This window comes from Flavobacterium galactosidilyticum (genome assembly GCF_020911945.1).
Classification (GTDB): domain Bacteria; phylum Bacteroidota; class Bacteroidia; order Flavobacteriales; family Flavobacteriaceae; genus Flavobacterium; species Flavobacterium galactosidilyticum.
Map to the genome: position 1 here is coordinate 3,380,043 of NZ_CP087135.1, position 21,924 is coordinate 3,401,966.

At 32.9% G+C, this 21,924-nt stretch carries 19 protein-coding genes; 8 read left to right on the top strand and 11 right to left on the bottom strand.

Going from position 1 to position 21,924, the window contains the following annotated elements:
• Window positions 1-7: 7 nt before the first annotated feature.
• Window positions 8-1,750 carry a RagB/SusD family nutrient uptake outer membrane protein gene (locus LNP27_RS14580; protein WP_229942366.1) on the top strand — a complete coding sequence of 581 codons (1,743 nt, stop codon included), beginning with the start codon at window positions 8-10 and terminating at the stop codon, window positions 1,748-1,750.
• Between the two features lie 128 nt (window positions 1,751-1,878).
• Window positions 1,879-2,796, top strand: coding sequence for a carbohydrate kinase family protein (locus LNP27_RS14585; protein ID WP_229942368.1), 918 nt, complete (start codon window positions 1,879-1,881; stop codon window positions 2,794-2,796).
• 424 nt (window positions 2,797-3,220) lie between these two features.
• Here LNP27_RS14585 and LNP27_RS14590 read toward each other — a convergent pair whose 3' ends face one another.
• The 6 genes from LNP27_RS14590 to LNP27_RS14615 form a co-directional block, all read right to left on the bottom strand.
• A complete protein-coding gene (locus LNP27_RS14590; protein ID WP_229942369.1) occupies window positions 3,221-3,436 on the bottom strand; it encodes a phospholipase D-like domain-containing protein in 216 nt (71 codons plus the stop codon).
• A gap of 226 nt (window positions 3,437-3,662) precedes the next feature.
• A complete protein-coding gene (locus LNP27_RS14595) occupies window positions 3,663-4,571 on the bottom strand; it encodes a hypothetical protein (protein WP_229942370.1) in 909 nt (302 codons plus the stop codon).
• Between the two features lie 5 nt (window positions 4,572-4,576).
• Entirely contained in the window at window positions 4,577-5,056 is a 480-nt protein-coding gene (locus LNP27_RS14600; RefSeq protein WP_229942371.1) for a DUF6175 family protein, read from the bottom strand.
• Window positions 5,007-5,489, bottom strand: coding sequence for a DUF6175 family protein (locus LNP27_RS14605; RefSeq protein WP_229942372.1), 483 nt, complete (start codon window positions 5,487-5,489; stop codon window positions 5,007-5,009). Before LNP27_RS14605 ends, LNP27_RS14600 begins: the two co-directional genes overlap by 50 nt.
• Window positions 5,489-5,965 (bottom strand): hypothetical protein, encoded by a 477-nt coding sequence (locus LNP27_RS14610; RefSeq protein ID WP_229942373.1) that lies wholly within the window; start codon window positions 5,963-5,965, stop codon window positions 5,489-5,491. Before LNP27_RS14610 ends, LNP27_RS14605 begins: the two co-directional genes overlap by 1 nt.
• Before the next feature lie 25 nt (window positions 5,966-5,990).
• Complete coding sequence (locus LNP27_RS14615; RefSeq protein WP_229942374.1) at window positions 5,991-6,890, bottom strand: CsgG/HfaB family protein; 900 nt, start codon at window positions 6,888-6,890, stop codon at window positions 5,991-5,993.
• Between the two features lie 390 nt (window positions 6,891-7,280).
• On the opposite strand from LNP27_RS14615, the gene LNP27_RS14620 reads away from it, so the two are divergent.
• Both LNP27_RS14620 and LNP27_RS14625 read left to right on the top strand, forming a co-directional pair.
• Window positions 7,281-7,781: a hypothetical protein gene (locus LNP27_RS14620; protein WP_229942375.1), complete on the top strand. Its 501-nt coding sequence runs from the start codon at window positions 7,281-7,283 to the stop codon at window positions 7,779-7,781.
• Between the two features lie 176 nt (window positions 7,782-7,957).
• Window positions 7,958-8,515, top strand: coding sequence for a response regulator transcription factor (locus LNP27_RS14625; protein WP_229942376.1), 558 nt, complete (start codon window positions 7,958-7,960; stop codon window positions 8,513-8,515).
• Between the two features lie 117 nt (window positions 8,516-8,632).
• Here LNP27_RS14625 and LNP27_RS14630 read toward each other — a convergent pair whose 3' ends face one another.
• From LNP27_RS14630 to LNP27_RS14650, 5 genes are all read right to left on the bottom strand, one after another.
• On the bottom strand, window positions 8,633-8,800 hold the full coding sequence (locus LNP27_RS14630; RefSeq protein WP_229942378.1) for a hypothetical protein: 168 nt from the start codon (window positions 8,798-8,800) through the stop codon (window positions 8,633-8,635).
• A gap of 236 nt (window positions 8,801-9,036) precedes the next feature.
• Window positions 9,037-10,413 (bottom strand): Gfo/Idh/MocA family protein, encoded by a 1,377-nt coding sequence (locus tag LNP27_RS14635; RefSeq protein WP_229942382.1) that lies wholly within the window; start codon window positions 10,411-10,413, stop codon window positions 9,037-9,039.
• 100 nt (window positions 10,414-10,513) lie between these two features.
• A complete protein-coding gene (locus LNP27_RS14640; protein WP_229942383.1) occupies window positions 10,514-11,839 on the bottom strand; it encodes a DUF3472 domain-containing protein in 1,326 nt (441 codons plus the stop codon).
• A gap of 778 nt (window positions 11,840-12,617) precedes the next feature.
• A complete protein-coding gene (locus LNP27_RS14645; RefSeq protein WP_229942384.1) occupies window positions 12,618-14,816 on the bottom strand; it encodes a TonB-dependent receptor plug domain-containing protein in 2,199 nt (732 codons plus the stop codon).
• Between the two features lie 314 nt (window positions 14,817-15,130).
• Window positions 15,131-16,171, bottom strand: a complete 1,041-nt coding sequence (locus LNP27_RS14650; RefSeq protein WP_229942386.1) for a LacI family DNA-binding transcriptional regulator — start codon at window positions 16,169-16,171, stop codon at window positions 15,131-15,133.
• Window positions 16,172-16,510: 339 nt separating this feature from the next.
• On the opposite strand from LNP27_RS14650, the gene LNP27_RS14655 reads away from it, so the two are divergent.
• The 4 genes from LNP27_RS14655 to nagB all read left to right on the top strand — a co-directional run bounded on the left by LNP27_RS14655 (window position 16,511) and on the right by nagB (window position 21,919).
• Entirely contained in the window at window positions 16,511-17,587 is a 1,077-nt protein-coding gene (locus LNP27_RS14655) for a mevalonate kinase family protein (RefSeq protein ID WP_229942387.1), read from the top strand.
• Window positions 17,588-17,613: 26 nt separating this feature from the next.
• Window positions 17,614-18,489: a sugar phosphate nucleotidyltransferase gene (locus LNP27_RS14660; protein ID WP_229942388.1), complete on the top strand. Its 876-nt coding sequence runs from the start codon at window positions 17,614-17,616 to the stop codon at window positions 18,487-18,489.
• Window positions 18,490-18,568: 79 nt separating this feature from the next.
• A complete protein-coding gene (locus tag LNP27_RS14665) occupies window positions 18,569-19,951 on the top strand; it encodes a sugar MFS transporter (protein WP_229942389.1) in 1,383 nt (460 codons plus the stop codon).
• A gap of 39 nt (window positions 19,952-19,990) precedes the next feature.
• The gene (nagB, locus tag LNP27_RS14670) at window positions 19,991-21,919 is read left to right on the top strand and encodes a glucosamine-6-phosphate deaminase (RefSeq protein ID WP_229942390.1); all 1,929 of its coding nucleotides are present in this window, start codon (window positions 19,991-19,993) and stop codon (window positions 21,917-21,919) included.
• Window positions 21,920-21,924 lie beyond the last annotated feature (5 nt).

Here is a 21,924-nt window from a genome sequence, read left to right on the forward strand (position 1 = left end):
AATTATCATGAAGAAATATAATAAAATAGTTATTAGCTGTCTGTCAATCTTGTTTTTGGCATCATGTAGCTCCGATTTTTTAGATTATGAACCAACAGGAGTCTTGACTTCAGAAAGTGTTGCAACAGCAGAAAATGCTGATGCTCTTGTTACTGCTGCTTATGCTGCAATAGGAAATGACGAAATGATAGGGCCAATAACCAACCAATGGGTTTATGGAAGCGTGCGTTCTGATGATGCTTACAAAGGCGGTGGTGGTCGTGGCGATGTAGATGTAATTGATCGTTACGAACAATACAATACAACTATTGCTGACTATGGAGATTTTATGTTGCCTAGAACTTGGACAAATCATTACAAGGCCATTTCAAGAGCTAATTTTGCTTTGTCTGTTATTAATGGATTGACAGAAGCGGAATTTCCAAAAAAGAAAATAAGACAAGCAGAATTACGTTTTTTAAGAGCACACTCGCATTTTATGTTGAAATTAATATTTAATAAAGTTCCATATATAACAGAAGATTTATCTAAGGAGCAAATATTAAAGACATCTAATGATTTGACAAGTGATGAATTATGGAATAAAATAGCGGAGGATTTCCTTTTTGCCTTTAATAATTTAGAACAAACGCAAGAGCAAGTGGGTAGAGCTGATAAGAATGCGGCGGCGGCCTATTTAGCAAAACTAAGATTGTACCAAGCGTATCAGCAAAACGATAAACATCAAGTAACTAGCATAAATCCAGCAAGATTACAAGAAGTGATTAATTATGCCGATGCGGTTACAGGTGGTTTAGAAACTGATTATGCAAAAAACTTCTTGGATGGAAATGATAATGGACAAGAATCTATTTGGGCTGTTCAGTTTTCTATCAATGATGGTACAAATACAGGAAGAGTAAGTTTTGTAACTGGATTAAACTCTCCCCATGGAACTTCTCTTTATGGATGTTGTGGTTTTCACTTAGCGAGCCAAAATATGGTGAATGCTTTTAAAACAGATGCTAACGGATTGCCATTATTAGAAACGTTTAATGATTCAGATATTTTTAAAACAATTGATGCAAATGGTAATGCTCCGCTAACGGCTGGAGTAACTCTTGATCCGCGAATTGATCATACAGTAGGTGTTCCTGGAAGACCATTTAAATACAAAAATACCTTGAAAAACGCGGGTGATATGGTTTACAAGTTCAGTTGGGCTAGAGATCCAGGTGTTTATGGTTTTTTTGGAAATATGAAAGAACAACAATCGCCTGACTGCTCTTGTTATGTAAAAAACGGACCATTTATTGGAACGTCTAAAAATGTTGATTTCATTAGATATGCAGATGTCTTATTATTTAAAGCCGAAGCTTTAATTCAATTGAACCGTCACAATGAAGCTTTACCTCTTATCAATCTTGTAAGAGCGAGAGCTGCAGCTAGTAAATCAATGCCATTAGCAGCAGGTGCATCAGATGTTTATAAAATTTCTCCATACTTGGCTTTTCCATCAAAAGATTATGCAATGAAAGCATTGATGTTTGAAAGAAGATTAGAGTTTGGTATGGAAGGTCCTCGATTTTTTGACCTTGTAAGATGGGGAATCGCTGAACCCGTATTGAATGCTTATCTTACTGAAGAAAAAACAAAAAGAGACTTTCTTGCAAATGCCAAGTTTACAGCGGGGCGAGATGAATATTACCCAATACCACAAAGAGAAATTAATTTTACGGCTGGATTATACAAACAAAATCCAGGTTATTAAGAATAAAATTATTTTTTGGTTATTAATTTAATACTGTTAAAGGCAAGGTTTATTCTTGCCTTTAACTTATATTTTTTTTATTGAATAGGTCGTTATTATACTTATTCTTAATTTTAATAAATTTTACTATGAAGAAAAAGAACGCTTTAAGTGCAGTATGTTATGGGGAAGTGCTATGGGATATTTTCCCAACTCATAAGAAAATTGGAGGAGCTCCATTAAATGTCGCTTTGCGAATGAATTCTATGGGAGTTAAAACGAACATGATAAGTCGCGTTGGGGTGGATGAAAATGGAGAAGGTATTTTATCATATCTAAACGATCATGAAATTTCTACTGATCTAATTCAATTAACAAACGAATATAAAACAGGCGCAGTCCATGTGATGATAAATGAAAAGGGAAATGCTTCCTATGATATCGCATATCCATCTGCTTGGGACAAAATTGAAAAAACAGAAAGAACGGTTGAATTGATTACCGAAGCAGATGTTTTTGTTTTTGGAAGTTTAGCATCCAGAGATGAAGGATCTCGTGAAACTTTATTTTCTCTTTTGGACAAGGCACAATATAAAGTCTTGGATGCAAATCTGAGACCTCCATACTATACAACAGAGGTAATTAACTCATTAATGCTAAAAGCTGACTTTATAAAGTTGAATGATGAGGAATTGCGCGAAATAAGTAGAGAACTGGATTCGCCCTATAACTCGTTTGAACAAAATATTAAATTCATTGCCGAAAAAACAAATACAAAACAGCTTTGTGTCACTAAAGGAGAATTTGGAGCTGTTCTATATTATAATGGTAAATTTTATTACAATAGTGGATATTTTATAAAAGTGGTAGATACTGTGGGTGCTGGAGATTCTTTCTTGGCCTCACTCCTATTGCGCTTGCTTAGAGGTAAATCTCCACAAAAGGCATTGAATTATGCATGTGCGGTAGGAGCTTTAGTAGCTGGCCAGGAAGGAGCTAATCCTAAAATTTCTGAAAAAGAAATTAAAAAGTTCATGATGCTTGATAAAAGCAAAATCGAAAAATAGGATTCTATTATTTTAAAATTCACAATCCATCTAGACTACACTTAACTATCTAATTTTCATTATATATATAGCCAACTGAAATTCGAATTTTAATAACCATGAGGTCACGGGTTCAACTTCTGTCTTAGAGACAAAAACAAACCCTTAAAAAACAACTATTTAAGGGTTATTTATTGGAATAAAACTTCTTGATTTTCCATTTTCTTTTTCTTCAGTGAGAAAGATTTTAAATCATTATTAAATTTAGAAATTAAATAGACATATTTAGCCATCTCAACTAGGTTAAACCCATAAATTAATTATGGTATTTTTAAAAATTACCTCCATTTTTGAACATAAAAAAAGAGACGTACCTGATTTTTAAAATTTCATTTACGTCTCTTTATAGTATTACGATACTATTTTAACCAAATCTTTTAATGTCTTATGCTCCTTTTTCAATCGAAGTTAAAATTTTAGTATCTATATAAAATTCCTCCAAAACACCTTCAGAAGCGGGTGAGAATGATACTTTAGTATCAACTCCCATAGCCTGACTTATCCATGACAGATAGGTTTTTGTTAGACTTTTTAAACTCAAATCACTTTTAATATTAGCTCCTTTACGGAAATGAGTAAACGCTTTACAGTGATCATTCATAAATGTTTTATATTCACTTTTCGTTCTGGAAATAATAGGTGATCATCCGTTCCAATTTTCGCATCATATCCCATTCCTTGTGAAAAATTTAAAAATTTAAAAATTTAAAACCTGATTAGGCTCTCATTTATCACAGCTGATGTCAATTTCATTATTTAGAGAGGCATTTAAGCCTTCATTTGGTTCAAAATATTTAAAAAATTTTATCTAGTTAAGATCCAAATACTTATTCGTTAATTGTAACAGTTAAATAATCGATTTCTTTAGCTATGATTTCCATTTTTTTTAGATCGGTCAATTTACTAAACGTTAGTTTTTCCATTTCAAAATCACGCAAAACCTGTTCATCAACACGTTCTCCAATCTTTTTCACTAATGCAGATGCATTGGTATAGCATTCCACATTTGTGTCTACAAATTGCAAATAAAACAAGGCCTTATTGTAGTCTTTTTGAACTTCTGCAGCGTGAGCTTTTTGAACAAACTTACGACAATTTTCTTCTTTCGAGTCTAAAAAAATCTTAGTGATAATTCCTTCTGCTTCTTTAAAACAACTAACCATTTCTGGAACATATCTCAGGTAATCAAATGCTTTTGCATATTCTTGTCGATCAATATTTACCTTTACAGTTTTCAAAATAACATTACAATTACTTTGATAAAAAGACAAGATGCTAGAATTACTCTGGTCAATAAATGTTTTAATTTTCAGGTCATCCTTTAATGACACTAATGCTTTAGAAATAGCACTTGTTGCATCATCTGCCGTTATGGTAAATACCTTTTTAAACTTGTTAAACACATGATCGTCTTCTCGTCCTTGTGCGCTCAAACCTATTTCGAGTTTTATAACTTTTACAACCTGAACTTCTCCTGCAGTCTTTTCGCTAAGAATACTAATTGTTGGCACTATAACGAAAGGACTCTGATTTGAAAAAATATTATTAGAAGTATAAGTGTCCTTCACAATTGCAATCAAATTTTCATATTGACCATTGCTCGCTACTTGTTTACCTTCGGGCTGAACAAATGTATAATTTGCTTTGTAATTCTGAGTTTGTCCGAATCCAGAAAACTGATAAAACAAACAAACCAGTAGGCACAGGAATGCCTTTTTATTTCCTTTAAATTTCATAAAAACTATTTAATAGTGACATACATTTTTTGTCCATGTATATTTCTAGTAGCTTGTACCCCTTTACTTCTAAGGTATTTAATAACCTCTGAAGCAAATCGATTTAAGTTGTATGGTTTATTCGTTTCTTGATCGTAAAGCGGAATTCTCACTTCATCAAAAATCATTTTATTATCTAATATCCCGCTTAAATTGGCTCTACCTTTATAAGCATTGGTCGAAATCCAATCCTCGATAAGTTCATTTAAATATTCGCCAGATGCTAACTCACTGTCAAAATCAGTCCCAGCATTTTCATCTAAATTAAACTCGACCATACAAGCGCGACCAATCTCGCGTATTTCATCTGTTTTGACCATTAATGTATTTAGAAACTCTTCTTGAATACCTTCGAAAGCTTTCTTAATTAACTTTTCGTAGTCGCTACTTGTAAATTTACTGGTACCGGTTTTTATTAGAAAAACTGGCGCCAGTATGGGTTTCAAATGCCGTAAGATTCAAGACTGTATTTGTTCCGCTTTCATCAGTGGTAATTTGCACATCGGCTTGAACATAAAAATCAGCACCAGAAGTGGTTAACAAATCCGATTTAAAAGTAGACTGTCTATCCGATGTAAATGCGGCATTAGCTTGTGCTGCTCTAAGGTTGGCAACAAAATCTACAGTAGACCACCCTCGTTGATCAAATGCCTCTTTTACCATGGAAACTGCAGTTCTAATATGAGGATTTTCATCTAAAACAGTACGTACATCTTCGTTTTGTTTAGTATAAGGAACCACCATAATTTTTGCAGCAGCACGTGTAGACTCATCACTCTGCGTACCCGTAATTTGTGGTGCTTGAGAGAAAATACTACTACTAGCAAGCAACAAAACAAATAAAAAACGGTAAATAATATTTTTTTTTACAACCTGCATTAGAAACCTATTTTATTAATTATCTTATTATCTTCTAACTCTTTACGCAACATATTATAGTTAACGGAAAATACTGACACAGCGCTAACACAATTTTTCATTTGGCTGCAGCTATAGTAGCTCGCACTAGAATTTGTAATAAAACGCTCATATCCTTTATTCCAAAACTGATCAAAGTAAGCTTTATGCTTATCCTCAACTGATTTCCCAGCACGAATCATTGGATTTTTAAAATCTGTTCCTGTGAATCCTAAATAAAACAATTGCTGAAGTGCCTTTTTGTGTGCTAGTTTAAGGGCTACAATTTCTCCTTTTCCTTTTTTACCTTCTACTTCATCCCCTACTCCTCTTAAAGTTACAGACCCTTGTGTTTTATGTTCAATAACCTCAGAATCAGAGTAAGGGTTATACATTTTTTTTGAACAGCTACCTAATGTTAGGGAAATTACTGCTAATGCTAAGAAATTTTTTTTCATGATTTTTAAGTTTTATATATTAATCTTATCTTGTTACTACTTTTATTACACCGTCGTTTGCACGTACTTTTTTATAATTTTTTTCTGTTGAAATGATGACCGCTTCCGAAAAGTTAGCATCATCTACTTTTACAATACAAGCAACAGCAATTTTTTGACTTCTCTGAATTGTTTTGCCAGCTACTGAAGCTTCTGTTACTTGCAAAACATCTAACAGTTGACCGTTATGCATGCCAATTTTACTACCGGCAGCAATCGCAAATTTGTTTTTATTTTTATCATCCCAGTTCAGTATTTCCAGTGATATCGGGAAATTGGTATTCGAAAACTTTTTTACATTTTCTACTAAACGTTGCAAAGCCAAGATAAAAGCACCCTCTTTCTGTTTTTCGACCACTTTTAATCGTGCTTCTTGTTGCTCAATAACTTTAATTTCCTTTTTATCAGCATACCATACACGAGCATCTACTACACTTTTTTCAGGTGCAATAAAATCACTACTGATATTTTCGGTTGCTAAAATCTCTCCTGTAGAAACATCTAATACTTTAATTTGTAACTGCAGCATACTTTCCCATCCGCGACTTACCTCTGAATGTCTTAAAACCAATATACTTGAAGAAATTAAATAGCTTGCCCCCCTACTAATACCATCTTGAATACTCGTTTTGCTATCAATAAAAGATTCTGTTTTTTGTAGTTTCTTTTCATTTTCTAATTCGACCAATTTCTCTCTATCAACCACAACAAATTTTCTGGCTGCAACAAAAGAATTAAGTACATATTCGTGTACAAGCCTAGCTTCTGAAGCAGAAATCGTGGCCTGATCATAGGTTATAGGAATAAATGCAATTCCAATACGTTCTTGCGCTTGAAGTAATACGCTAAAGAAAAATAAAACTAAAAGAGATAGCTTTTTGTTCATAATGATTTTGTAAAGTTTTTTTTTAAAACAATTTTTCTTCTTTTTTAGAAAAAATATCGTTTTTATTTGTTTTTGTTTAAGGGCACAAAACTCTGCAACTTCTCCAAAGTATCCTAAATTTAACGAGGTAGTAAAAGGGTAGTTTACATAGACCAACTCTACTACCCTGTGGGTAGTTTCACCTTTAAAACAATAATTAGCAACACATTAATAAATTAAAACTTTTAAAAGAAAAAAGAGAGAATACTAAATTCAAAGTATCCTGTTTTTAATTATAAAACAGCAGGACAAAAAACAGCTAATAATTAACCACATATTCTCGTAAGATATTTTGAATATTGGCTTTTGACCTAACCCGTATCTTTGTTTTTAAGACAAAATAGGTTATATTTGTCATACATTACTTGTAAAAAAAAAGCCTTGTTACGCACATTCCTTCTTATATATTTTTTTTTATCGTCACTAATTAGCTTAGGAAATAATGATAAATATGCAAAACTTAATGCAGAAATAACCACTTTTAACGATAGTCACAACTATGAACAAGCTATCCTTCGGTTAGAGAATATCATTACAAATCCAAAGTCGTCTCATTACGATCTGTATAATGCATATTATAACAAATACCTCACGTATAAGAGATTGTTTAACTACACTCATGCGTTAAACAATTTAGATTTAGCATTAAAAGCTGGACTTTTGAGCGAAAAAAAAGAAGAAGTACAAATACAAATTAATATAGAAAGATTATTTGTTCATTTCGACCTACTTGAATTTGACAAGGTTACCCAAATTTTACCGACTATTTCAAGAGAGCATTTGAAATATATCAGTCCGGAAACAAAAGCATTCTATTTATCTATATTGGGTACAATGGAACTTCCGAAGTAAAACTTCAAGGAAGGTGAAAAATTTTTAGATGAAGCCCTAGTGCTATTACTAGAATTTGCTCCAAAACATCTTCCGCTTATTTATAAAAAAAAATAGGCCTTTATAAGCATCTGAAACAACATAGCAAAGCAATCGAAAGTTTTGAAAAAGGTTTATATTATGCAGAGAAATACAAAATGGACATCTATATCATTGCTATGTACGATGATATTTCTCATTTTTATAATGATATAGGCGATGTCGAAAATGCACTTCGAGCACAGCGAAAAGTACTTAGCTTGTCAACGAACTACGATACAACCAATAGAAGTGGAAAATTACATTTATTAGAAAAAGAATTGCTTCAAAAAAGCAAAGATCTCGATAAAGAAAATCAAAACCATACACGTATAGTCCTTATAACATCTATTATCTCTCTTGTAATTATTTTATTGGTTTTGCTTTACTTTTTCAAATCGGCTAAAGATAAGCGGATACTCGCAGAACTTAAAATCAATAACATGCGTAATGAATTGGAGAATGTAACAAAAGAACTCAATGAATCCGGGCAGACAAAAATAAATCTCGACAACTATAATTTAACAGAAAGACAAAGTCAAATTATTGCTTTGGTAAAACAAGGTAAAACAAATAAAGAAATTGGTGTAGAATTATTCATCTCGGAAAACACAGTAAAATACCATTTAAAGATTATTTATGAAGTTTTGAATATCGGCAACCGTTCTGAGCTTTAAACTCAACGAGCAATTAAAACTCTATAATTTTTTCTAAATCACCCCAATCTATAACAATAGTTACGGAGGTTTAAAATTACTCCTTATTTTCACTATCAAAATAATACAACAACTAGGTTATACTATCAAAAGTAAGGGCACTGCAATCAAAAAACCACCTATAACTGCAATGGCAAACGGTTGATACAATTCTGAACCAGTACAGATACCAATTGCTAAAGATAATAAAGCAATGATCGTGCTTTTTTGCATTTCTATTTTATCTTCAACAAGTAAGATTTTCATAAGATAAGTTATAAGTATAGAATTTTTACATAAAAACAGTTCTTAAATCTATTTCAAATTTGTGATTTTATTTTAAAAAAAACTCTCAAAAAGGAAATTTATTAAAACTTACTTAGAAAAGGCTAATTACCTAAAAACACATTACGCGAAACCGTAAAACAGTTGAATGCTTTTATGTATTTCAACCAATAAAAAAACCCGCTATTGGCGGGTTTTTATAAAAATTTTTACTTTTCTTATTTAGCGAATTCTAAACTTTTCAATTTATTCCAACCTCCACGAGTAAAATCAGGGATTTCAACTGGAGCAGAATTATTATCAAGAGAAATCTCCGTCAATGGAGCTAGACAAGACCATTCAGCTAAATCATAAACATCCATATCTAATGGAAGTCCTCTTTGAAGACAATAAATCAAACGGTAATCCATGATAAAATCCATACCTCCGTGACCCCCTACTTTTTTAGCTTGTTCTTCAATATCTTTAACAATAGGATGCTTGTATTTTTCCATCAAAGCTTTTTTAACTTCAGCAGGAACAAAACTATGCGCATTTAAATTTTCATGATTTGGAGTAACATCCGTTCCAATCGTTTTTGAATCCAATGCATAACCTTCTGTTGGATATTTATTTGCAAACCCTTTAGTACCGCTTAACTGGTACATACGGCTGTAAGGACGTGGTGAAGTTACATCGTGTTGAATTTGGATTGTTTTTCCTTTTTCAGTACGTATCATAGTCATCGTGTGATCACCGTTTCTAAAATCTTTCACATCTTCACCAGTCTTTTCTTTGATGTAAGCAGGATTTCCCACTGCTTTGGTATCCATAGAAACTAAATAGTTCATTTTATCACCACGGTGAATATTCATTGCTTGAGCAGCTGGTCCCATCCCGTGCGTAGCATAAATGTCTCCACGATGTTTCTTGTTGTAATCCATTCTCCAGTTGTCTTGGTATTGTCCCCAGAACGGTTGTAAACCGTGAATATAAGCACCTTCAGCATGAAGAATTTCTCCAAACAAACCTTGCTGAGCCATATTCAATGTAGTCAATTCAAAGAAATCGTACACACAGTTTTCTAACATCATACAGTGCTTACGTGTTTTTTCGGAAGTATTAATAAGATCCCAAATTTCCTTCATGTTCATTGCACCTGGAACTTCTATAGCTACATTTTTACCATCTTTCATTGCTTGAACTCCCATTTCAGCATGGTGTTTCCAGTCTGTTGCAATATACACAAGATCAACATTAGGAAGCTTAGTTACTTGACGCCATCCTTCTTCACCAAAAAATTCTTGAGCTTTAGGCAAGCCCGCTTTCTCTAAAATTTTATTAGCTGACTTTGCTCTTTCTTCTATCAAATCGCAAAGAGCAACAATTTCGACACCAGGAATGTGTGTCATACGTTCCACAGCACCAGGTCCACGCATTCCCAAACCTATAAAAGCCACTCTTACAGTTGGAATAGGATCAACTGTTAAACGCAACACATCGGTTTGACCCTTTGGGCGCTTAGGCGTAGGGGTTTTAATCATTTGGGCAGAGGCATTCGCCCAACCCACTAATAGACAAGCTATCAGGAAAAATTTAGAAATACTACTTTTCATAATTTTGATTTAATTTATTTAGTTTTAATAATAGGAATGATACTTATGATGGTATCATTTTTATGTTTTCTACCTTTATTTTCAAAAATATAAATCTTTTCTAAGGCAGACTGTTAAAATCTATATTTGGGCTTTTATTTGTAAGGGGTCTGCTGAATGTAGTTCCTGGAACAGAAAATTCATTGTAAAAACCTCCATTTTTAAGATAAAAACCATCTGAGTTTAAACCACCAGAATAATCCATTCTATACCCCTGTTTAGCGGTGTTGTCTACAGAAAATTTTGCGCTATTTAATTCATTCCAATTTCCTTTGTCATCACAAAACCATTGATTATTGAATACGACCATTCGAGAAAAATCTCCTTGAGCGGGAATAAAATTCTCTAAAAAAGAATGAAAACGTTTCAAGTAAGTATTAGTCTGAGGTCTATTAAAACTAGCAATTAATTGCCATTGCCCCGTCTCTGGAGCAAAAAAATAGGCGGTATAGTTTGTTGAATTATTGCCTTGAGGTGTACCTCTAAGCAAGAATTTGTAAGTTGTACCGGCTATCCAATTGTATTTCAAATAACTTTGTCCACCTGAACCTTCGTTGCCAAATTCACCTGTGGTTACATTATTCCCTTTTTTTAACAATTTAATTTTGTGCGATTCCGGAATACTATTAGGATCATCTGTCGTGAAAGGACTCCAGACAGAAAACAAAACTCTTCGCTCTTTATCGGAATTTACTTGAATACCAAAATAGCCTTCACCAAAACCATTGGCCATAAAATAAGAACCTATTTTATCCTCGCCTACAGGAATGGTCATTTCATTATAATACCATTCAGCATTTACATTTTCAGGAGCTTGATAATTTAAATGTACCGATGGCCCACGTCTTCCCCAATGATAAAAATTACCTTCATTATTAGGAACATAAGCTATTTTGCCGTCATAATCAGTACTGCTGATAGTCAAACGGCTAATGGCAGGAAAGTTTGTTCCCGATTTATTTAAACCTTTAATTACAATGGCAACATAACCTTCTTTGGTAATTTTCCAATTTCCCACTACAATGGCTTTCTTTTGGGCAGAAGCATTTAGTTTTACCCTCTTTGATTCCTTATTGATAGAAAACTCCAATTCTGATTTACCCGAAATTACAACTGATTCCTCTATAGTAACCTGGAAAGTCCCTGGATTAGAAACCCTAAAATAAGCTGTAAAATACTCTTTCGAATCAGTCCAGTTTTCTATTCCATTATCAGTAATCGTCCTGCTGTCTAAATGCATAGAACTGTACGCATTACCGGCTAATGGCAATGAAATTTGAACTTTTGGTTCTTCTTTAACAGATGTTTTTTGTGAGTAATCATTGTTGCTTGTACAAGAAACCGAAATCGATAAGAAAGCAATACACAAATAAAATATATTTTTCATTTTTTTTGGTTAAATAGTTAATGGCGATACGAAAACTGGGGTAGATTATTACTTTTTAAAACTCAAATACTATTGATTTCACACCTGTTTTGTTATCAATCTTTTCCTTAAGAAAGACGAAAATATATATTAAATTTTAATAAAACAAGAAAATGAAATAAAAATGTGTTCGAACACATAATTTTTGTGTTAACTAACACAAAAAATCCTGTTAAATTATTTTTTGTGCTGAATTTTAGGATTATTAATAATTTTTAATAACTAAATTATTTAAATCGATTTAAAAAATAAAAAGTCAATGAAAATCGTAATCGATTGCAAATCCAATTAAAATTAAGAGTATACTAAAAAACATTTGGCACTGCTGCTTATCAACATTTTTTTTTATATCAGAATAGAAGATCTTCAAATCCTTCAACTACTATTGAGAATTCAATTATTCGACAAAAATGAAATATTAGTTATTAATTTAAACCATCAAGGACTTCAAGTCCATAGATTTGGATGGGTAGAAATAAAGTCTGCTATACTAAAACTATTCACAAACAGTATAGGTGATAATGCATTTAATCTGTGGCTAAACATTTTATCGAAGCTAAAGCGTAATGCAATTTATTGCATCGCTTGAATTATTTATGTAACCAAAAAATTCCCCCTTTTTACCATAAAAAATGAGAAACTTGCGATCCTCAAAAATAAAATACAGTTTCAATTTATAGTGATATTTCACTTCTCTACTGTTCTTTACTAAATTAGTAGATTCAAATTTGAATTAAGATTAAAACTCATACTTAGCTCCTAAGAAAACATTTCTACCAGAAGCATTAATCCCAGATGCAAAAGTTCGGTATTGCGTGTCTAAAATATTTTCTATTCCGCTGAAAAAATTAAAATGTTGTGACAAAAATAAAGTTCCCTTTAAATTATACGTTTCCCAAGAAGGTGTTCCGTTTTCTGGTGCGTATTTCAAATTATCTTCTCCACTTGGCGAATAGTCTGCCAACTTTTTCTTACCATTATACAGCATGTATAAATCTAAGCTTAGTAAACCACTTTCATATTTAAACCCTGTTTTACCATAATAAGGCGCAATGTGATCTAAAGGTTCGTTTACATTATCATGCTTAATTCGTCCATGAGTAAAATTAAAATTTCCATACAAAAATAATGATTTTGTAATATAACTTTTTATTGTGGTAGAAATACCTGTTATACTACCTTTTCCTTGATTTTGATTAGCAAAAATTAAGCTATTCTCACCTTCATAATCTATGGATGACTGACCATTTAAAGTATAAGGTCCTGTAACAATAGCATCATATAGTCGGGTGTAATAAAATACATTTTCTAACTGAAAATGCTTTCCTTCCCACAGCGTAATGCTCAAATCAGCCGTTACTGATTTCTCTGGTTTCAAATTCTTGTTTGGCACAATTAAAGTTCCGGCCGAAGAATCAAAAATTTTAGCTAAATCATCAACATTTGGCACACGGAAACCAGAAGCTAAATTGAAAGCTATCTTCGAATTTTTGCTTGCATTGTTTACAAGTCCTACTGCTCCACTGTAAATAAAACTTTCCTGTGACATAGTAGTATAAGGCAAGTTCAAAAAGTTTGTAGTAATCTCGCTATTCAACGACGTATAACCTGCTCTCGCACTTGCATTATAGCTAGCCGTTCTATTAATATTATTACTAAAAGATACAAATCCCTCAGCCATGAAAGTGTTATTTTTTCCGTCAGGATAACGAGAATCTGTTATGGATTGTACGTTAGTGAGGATATTTTTCTTTATTCCTGTCGAATTTAAATCATCATAATAAATGTCGGCTCCGTAAATAAAATCGCCAGTACCTATTTTTGTTTTAAAGTCAGAAGTAATCGCGTAAACAGCCACTTTATCAATTCTTGAACTTTCATTTGCGTTACCAAAATTTCGATTGATTCTACTTTCCTCGATGTTTTGATAACTAGCTGTCAAATTCAAATCACTATTCAAGAACACGTCTTTTTGGCTTAATTTATAAGCAGAAAGCAATCTTTTTTGAGGACCATAGTTCCATGTCGCGTATTTAAGTTTCCCATTAGGACTCAAATCTGTTAATCTGTCATATCTAGGAATATCAGAACTAGTAGAATACTGTAAATTTAAACTGTGCTGGGTATTTTCACTTTGTTTGTAGATGATTTTTTGCAAGAAATCATATTGTTTGTATCCTGAAAACTTTTGCAAATAGCGATCTTCACTTGCGACAACCTCATCTACTCCATTGGAAGTTTTGACGTAAAAAGGTCTTTCGCCAAAAAAGTCATTAGAACCATTTTTACGTTTTCCCATTTTCAAATCGCCATAATCATTATAGGAAAATGAAGTTAGGGAAGCCCACCTTTCGCCAGCTATATTAAAATCTAAGTGCCCTAACTTTCCTTGATTTGATGAACTGTAATTAGTTAAAAAATTACCTGTAAATTGCTTTCCAGAAGTTTGAGAAATAAATTTTGGATCTTTAGTTTGGAAGAAAATAGCTCCTCCAAGCGCATCACTACCATAAATTGTGGAGGAAGGACCAAAAAGCACATCTATATTCTCGAGAATATTTTTATCTACAGAAATACTATTTTGTAAATGACCTGCTCTGTAAATTAAGTTATTCATTCTAATTCCATCAACTACTAATAAAATTCTACTGGCTTCAAAACCTCTAATATTTGGACTACCACCACCTTGTTGTGATTTTTGGACAGCTACTATTCCTGAATTAGCCAGAACATCAGGACTCGTTTGAAAATTCCCGGTTTCGATTTCGAATTTTGAAACACTTTCAACCTGCTGCGTGAGTTTTCTTTTAGGTTTTGCAAAACGCTGTGCACTTACAACAATTGCATCCAATTTTATTGAGTTTACAGTATCTTTTTTGGTTTGCGAAAAACCAGTTAAAGAATACAAGAAAACCATTAAAAACATTGTTTTTTTCATTTGATAACTTCTTTTTTTTTAAAATAATTTAACGAATATGGTTAAAACTCAATGGAGAGAATTTAAACAAAAGCTTTTTTAAAGCTAAAAAATCAGTGTCAAAAAGAATAGACTTAGCCAAACTAGTATCGAATCTTTAAAACAGTTTAATTTTCTTGGAAATTGAATTAAAACTGGAATTTTAAGGGCAAAGGATATTAAGAAAGGAGATTAAAATTTTGAGCCTACTTGGATTTAATGGGTAAATCCAAGCACAGAAACTCTAAATTTTCATACGCTTTCCTCTTTTGGCGAATTGATTTTAATGGATTAGACTATGCACTATAAAAATCGGCATTTTCAGTATTAATAATATCAATGGATAAAAGAATCTTTTCTGGAATTTCTTTTCCAAACAGGAAATGCTCAACTATTGAAGTAATTCCTAAATAAGTTTGTTGCTTTTCGTTTTGATGTATTATAAAATCAATAGTGCCTTGGTTTAAATAACTTCTGTTTTCTTCAATTAAATCATAACCAATAATACTGATGTTTTTATTTTTTTGCTCACTGATTATTTTGGCTATTTGATACGTTTTAGAAGTAGTAACAAAAACCCCTGAAACATCAGGATTTTCATTTAGGAATTTTTTGAAATTAATTTCAATAGTAGGGTTTTTTAAGTTGAGTGTTATGATGCTGAACTCAGAGTTTTCTTTATCTTCAAAATACTTTCTAAACCCTTTTTCCTTTTGCTGCATGTGCACAGCATTTTTGAAAGTTTCATCAATATGAACAACAACAATTTGACCTTTATCAATAATTGTGTCTAATAATTTTGCAGCTACTCGCCCACTTTTATACAAATCTTGACCAACAAAGCTTTTTACAAAACTGGATTCTACTTGGCTGTTAAAAGTACTAACCATAATATTTGAAGAATTGAATTTCTCAATAGCATCTATGGTTTCTTTATAAAATAAAGGAGCTAGTAATACTGCATGAGGAGCTAATTCAAGTACTATTTCACTCGCTTTTATAAAGGACTTCTTTTTTTCGGGATTGAAATAAAAAGTTTTTACTGATAAATTATACCCTTTATATTCCTTAATTGCATTCTCAATACCCTGCACACATGGAAGCCAATAAGGATCAAATTCCGGATCAGGGAGCAGTACACAAATATGATAATTTTTATTATTCTTTAAATTCCTAGCAATAAGATTTGGCTCATAGTCTATTACCTTTAAAACTTCATTAACTTTTTCAAGAGCAATTGGCGACACTTTTCCTCTGTTATGCAAAACTCTATCAACTGTCCCCTTGGAAACACCAGCTAATTTAGCAATATCTTTAATGGTATATTTCTTATTCATATGAGCAAATATATAAAAACTTTATTATAATTATTTTGTAAGACTTAATTAACAAAAGAGAAATATAACAATATTAAATAATTTTATTATATTTAGTTCAATACCCTATTATGAACATACTATATATGAGATTAATAAATATTATAAAATGTGTTCGATTACAATTTTGAAGTGTGTTCGAACACAATTTAACTTATTTATTTGGTATATTGAGATTTAATCAATAGTTTCGTATCTCAAAAAAAATTTTCTTAAAATTTTTTAGCCAACAATATATAAATTCGGCACATAACAACTCATTTGTTTAATAATTTAATACTATTTTTAACATATTTTCACGTGAAAGAAATCATATCATTAGCACCGGGCAGAACCTGTCTTTTTGGTGACCACCAAGATTATCTTGGACTACCTGTAATTGCCTGCGCAATCAGCAGAAATATAAAATTGACAGCTGTAGAAAATAATACTGGCGCATTCAAACTAAATATGGTCGATATTAATCAAGTTAGAATCATAGATATCAATCAAACATTTACAGAATTAACACCGAGAGACTATTTTGCCTCTTCATTGCGAGTTTTAAGAAGACATGGTTGCATTCCAAATGTGGGTTATGATATTACTGTAACAGGAAATATTCCTATTAATTCCGGCACTTCAAGTTCTTCTGCACTATTGCTAGCTTGGATTAATTTTCTAGTTAACGCCTATGGTGTCGATGAAGAAATCACTCCTGAATTCATTTCAAGAATGGGTTATCTATCAGAAGTTGTTGAACATGGAGAACCAGGAGGAATGATGGATCATTACAGCATTGGTGTGGGTAATATTGTGCATATCGACACTCGTGATCCGTTTTCATTTTCAGTAATAGGAACAGAATTAGGTGGACTTATAACTGGTGTTTCGGGTGTACCCAAAGAAACTATCGGCTTGATTGGTGATTTAAAAGGGAATGCTCTGTTAGCAATTACTACAATAAAAAAACATTTTCCACATTTTGACTTGAATACTGCGGAAATAGAGGATTTATATAAATACGTGAATTATCTTCCAGATCGCTTGATTCCATTCTTTGAAGCTGCTATAAAGAATCACCATTACACTAAAATGGCTTTGATTGAATTTCAAAAACCAAATTTAGATTTAAAAAAGATTGGAGCATTGATGAACCAACATCACGCTGTATTACGCGATCTTTTGAAAATTACCGTTCCAAGAATCGACGATATGATCGATGCTGCCCTTAAAGCGGGAGCTTATGGTGCTAAAATTGTTGGTTCTGGAGGTGGTGGTAGCATTGTGGTACTAGCTGAACCAGGAAATGAAGCTCCGGTAGTGGAGGCTATTCTTGCCGCAGGTGCAGTTGCTGCCTATCCAGTAACAGTTGATCCAGGATCAAGAATTCAATAAATAGTTTAACTTTTAAAAAAATAATCATGCATGACAATTTAGTAATTTTAGCGGGTGGCGCCTCTTCAAGAATGAAAAAACAAGTTGGATTAGACAACTTAAGCGCAGAAGAAATCGCACAAGCTAACGAAAGAAGTAAAGGACTGATTGGAGTTGGTCCTAATGGAAGACCATTATTAGATTATCTTTTATTAAATGCAAAAAGGGCAGGATACAAAAACATCTACATTATCATAGGGGAACAAGGAGATTTATTTAAAGAATTTTACGGAAGTCAGGATAAAAATAACGATTTTCACGGTTTGAACATCTCATTTGCCACGCAATATATTCCAGCAGGAAGAGTAAAACCTTTTGGAACTGCCGATGCTTTATTTCAAGCGGTTGAACAATATCCAGAATTAAATACTGAATCTTACTCTGTTTGTAATAGTGATAATCTATACTCTACTGCTGCCTTATTAGCTCTTAGAGAAACTGATAGCCTTAGTGCTTTTATCAGTTATGATAGAGATGCTATGGAATTCCCTTTAGAGAGAATTTCTCGTTTTGCAATTGCTAAACTTAATGAGAATAACAACCTACTTGATATTTTAGAGAAACCATCTGCTGATGTCTTAGAAGAATACAAAGACAGCGAAGGTAAATTAAGAGTGAGTATGAACGCTTTTAAATTTAAAGGTAACCTTTTATATCCCTATCTTAAAAATTGTCCTGTACATCCTGAAAGAGACGAGAAGGAATTACCAACAGTGCTTTTGAACTCTTTAATAGATCATCCAAATTCTGCTTTAGGAATCCCTTTTTCTGAACATGTACCTGATTTAACAGCCAAAGAGGATATAGCAGAAGTAAAAGAATACTTAAAAAAACACTACCCTACATTAGATTGGGAAAACTAAAAGCTTACGCTTTTCACAAGCTAACGCTGTTTAATAATTCAAAAAATAATTTTAATTATTGCTAAAAAAAAATAAAAATATGTCCCAAAATAACAGTGCTGCAGAAAAACACCAAGGCAGCGTATTGATTCCAATGATTATATTAACTACGTTATTTTTCATTTTAGGTTTTGTAACATGGTTGAATGGTCCGCTAATCCCATTTTTTGAATTAGCTTGTGAATTAACAGAATCTCAAGCCTACTTTGTAGCTTTTGCTTTTTACATTGCTTATTTTGTGATGGCTATACCTTCCTCATGGGTAATAGAGAAAGTTGGTTATAAAAATGGTGTATCAATTGGATTAATTGTAATTGCATTAGGTGCTTTTATGTTTTATCCCGCCGCAGAAACTAGAACTTTTCTATTTTTCCTAATTGCCTTATTTGTTATGGGAACTGGATTAGCAATTTTGCAAACAGCTGCAAATCCTTACGTTGTGGTTATTGGACCTAGAGAAAGTGCTGCTGCAAGAATCAGTGTATTAGGTCTTGCAAATAAGTTTGCAGGTTTTATAGCTCCATTAGCATTAACTGCTTTGGTATTATCAAACATGAAAGATTATACTGCTGATAAAATTGCACTACTTGATAGCGCTGCTAAAGCGCAAGCATTAGATTCACTGGCACTACAATTACAAACACCCTATATTTACATGGGGATTGTGATCCTTATACTTGCAGTTATTATCAGAATGTCACCATTACCGGAGATCAACCTAGATGAAGATGGAAATGTTTCTAATCAGGGGATTTTCAAGCAAATGGCTAATGCCCTGAAATTTCCTCAATTAGTTCTAGGAGTTATTACATTAATACTATACGTTGCTGCTGAAGTTATCGCAGGGGATACAATAGGAAAGTTCGGAAAACAACTAGGCGTTTACGGTGAGAATGGCGATTTATATTTAAAATTAACCTCATTTACTATGGTAGCCATGGTTATAGGCTATTTATTAGGGGTTTCACTTATACCTAAATATGTGTCGCAAGTAACTGCACTAAAAGCTTCTGGTATTCTGGGGATAATCTTAGTATTTTTAATCGTGTACGTTGATGCTTCAGTTATGGTGCAGTTACCATTACTACCAGTTATGCCATTAGTAATTATTTTAGTAGCTTTGCTTGGACTTGCAAATGCACTTTGCTGGCCCGCTATTTGGCCTTTAGCACTTCAGGATCTTGGTGGTTACACTAAAATAGCAGGAGCAATTCTAGTTATGGGTATCATTGGAGGTGCTGTTTTTCCATTAGTATATGGATATTTAGCTGAAGTTATTAATTTATCTAATGAAGCTCAAGGAATTACTCCAACTGCAAAAAGCGGAAACCAAATTGCGTATTTAATGCTTTTGCCAGCCTATTTAATGATACTGTTTTTTGCTATAAAAGGGCACAAGTATAGAAGTTGGTCAAGGAAATAAGATTCAAAATAATTACCATAATTTAAAATACATCTAAAAATGTTAAAAAGTAATATAGATAAGGCTACTGATTTTGAAAAAAGATTCGAAAATATTGATACTCTAGTTTTCGAAAATTCAACTGAGGCATCGAAAGCAGTTGCGCAACAGATTGCAACAGTTATTAAGGCAAAACAAGAAAAGAATGAATCTTGTATTTTAGGACTAGCAACTGGATCGTCTCCAAAAGGTTTATATGCTGAATTAGTTCGTTTACACAAAGAAGAGGGATTAAGTTTTAAAAATGTAATCACATTCAATCTTGACGAATATTACCCAATGGAGCCAGATTCCATAAATAGCTACGTGCGATTTATGAAAGAATTGCTATTTGATCATGTTGACATCTTGCCTGAGAATTACAATATTCCGGACGGAACTTTAACAAAAGAAGCAATTGCAGAATATTGTGCTACTTATGAAGAAAAAATCGAATCTTTAGGCGGAATCGATTTACAGATTTTAGGAATTGGAGGAAACGGTCATATTGGTTTCAATGAATCTGGATCGTTACAACACTCTAAAACGAGATTAGTTGCTCTAGATCATATCACAAGAGTAGCGGCAAGTAAAGATTTTTCTGGTCTGAACAATACACCTAGAACGGCTATTACATTAGGAGTTAAAAAAATAATGGAAGCTAAACAAGTTATTTTAATGGCTTGGGGTGAAGGAAAATCCAATATTGTTAAAGCTTCTGCTGAAGGTCCTGTAACAAATCAAGTTCCCGCTTCATTCTTACAAGAGCACAACAACGCAGTTTATGTATTAGACAAAGAAGCAGCTTCTAAACTAACTAGAATCAATAGACCTTGGCTTGTTGATAAAATCGAGTGGACTGATAAACTAACAACAAAAGCCGTTTTAGGATTAGCTCTTGATCTTAAAAAGCCAATTTTAATGCTTACAGATGCTGATTATATTGAAAATGGAATGAGCGATTTACTTGCAGAAGTGGGTCCTGCTTATGATACTAATATTAAAATATTCAATAACTTACAAAATACTATTACTGGATGGCCAGGTGGAAAACCAAACGCTGATGACTCACATAGACCAGAGCGTGCGGAACCAGCAAGAAAAAGAGTCCTACTTTTTAGTCCTCATCCTGATGATGATATCATTAGTATGGGTGGAACTTTCATGCGTTTGCAACAACAAGGACATGAAGTTCACGTAGCCTATCAAACATCAGGAAACATCGCTGTTGCTGATGACGAAGCGCTTCGTTTTGCGCGATTTGTATGTGACTACAATGAAAAATTTGGAATAAAAAGCCCAGAAGCTGACGCTATTTTCCAAAAATCGATTGAATTCCTAAAAAACAAAAAGAATAGTGAAATAGATATTCCGGAGGTTAGGTATTTGAAAGGTTTAATTAGAAAAGGAGAAGCACGTGCAACGAGTCACTTTGTAGGTTTAACTGATGATCAAATCCACTTTATGGAACTACCGTTCTATGAAACAGGAACTATCGAGAAAAAACCTATCGGAGCTGAAGATATTCAGTTGACGATGGATCTTATTGAAAAAATCAAACCACATCAAATATATGCTGCAGGAGATTTAGCAGATCCACACGGAACACACAAAGTTTGTCTTGATGCTATTTTCGAATCAGTGAAAAATCTTAAATCGAAAGATTTTATGAAAGATTGCTGGGTTTGGTTGTACAGAGGAGCGTGGCAAGAATGGGGAATTGACGAGGTTGAAATGGCTGTCCCTATGAGCCCTGATCAAGTATTAGAAAAAAGACACGGAATCTTCAAACACCAATCTCAAAAAGATGGTGTCGTATTCCAAGGATCTGATGCAAGAGAATTTTGGCAAAGAGCCGAAGATCGAAATAAAGAAACAGCTGATATGTACAATCAATTAGGATTAGCAAGTTATGCAGCCATGGAAGCCTTTGTTAGATGGCATTACTAAAAATA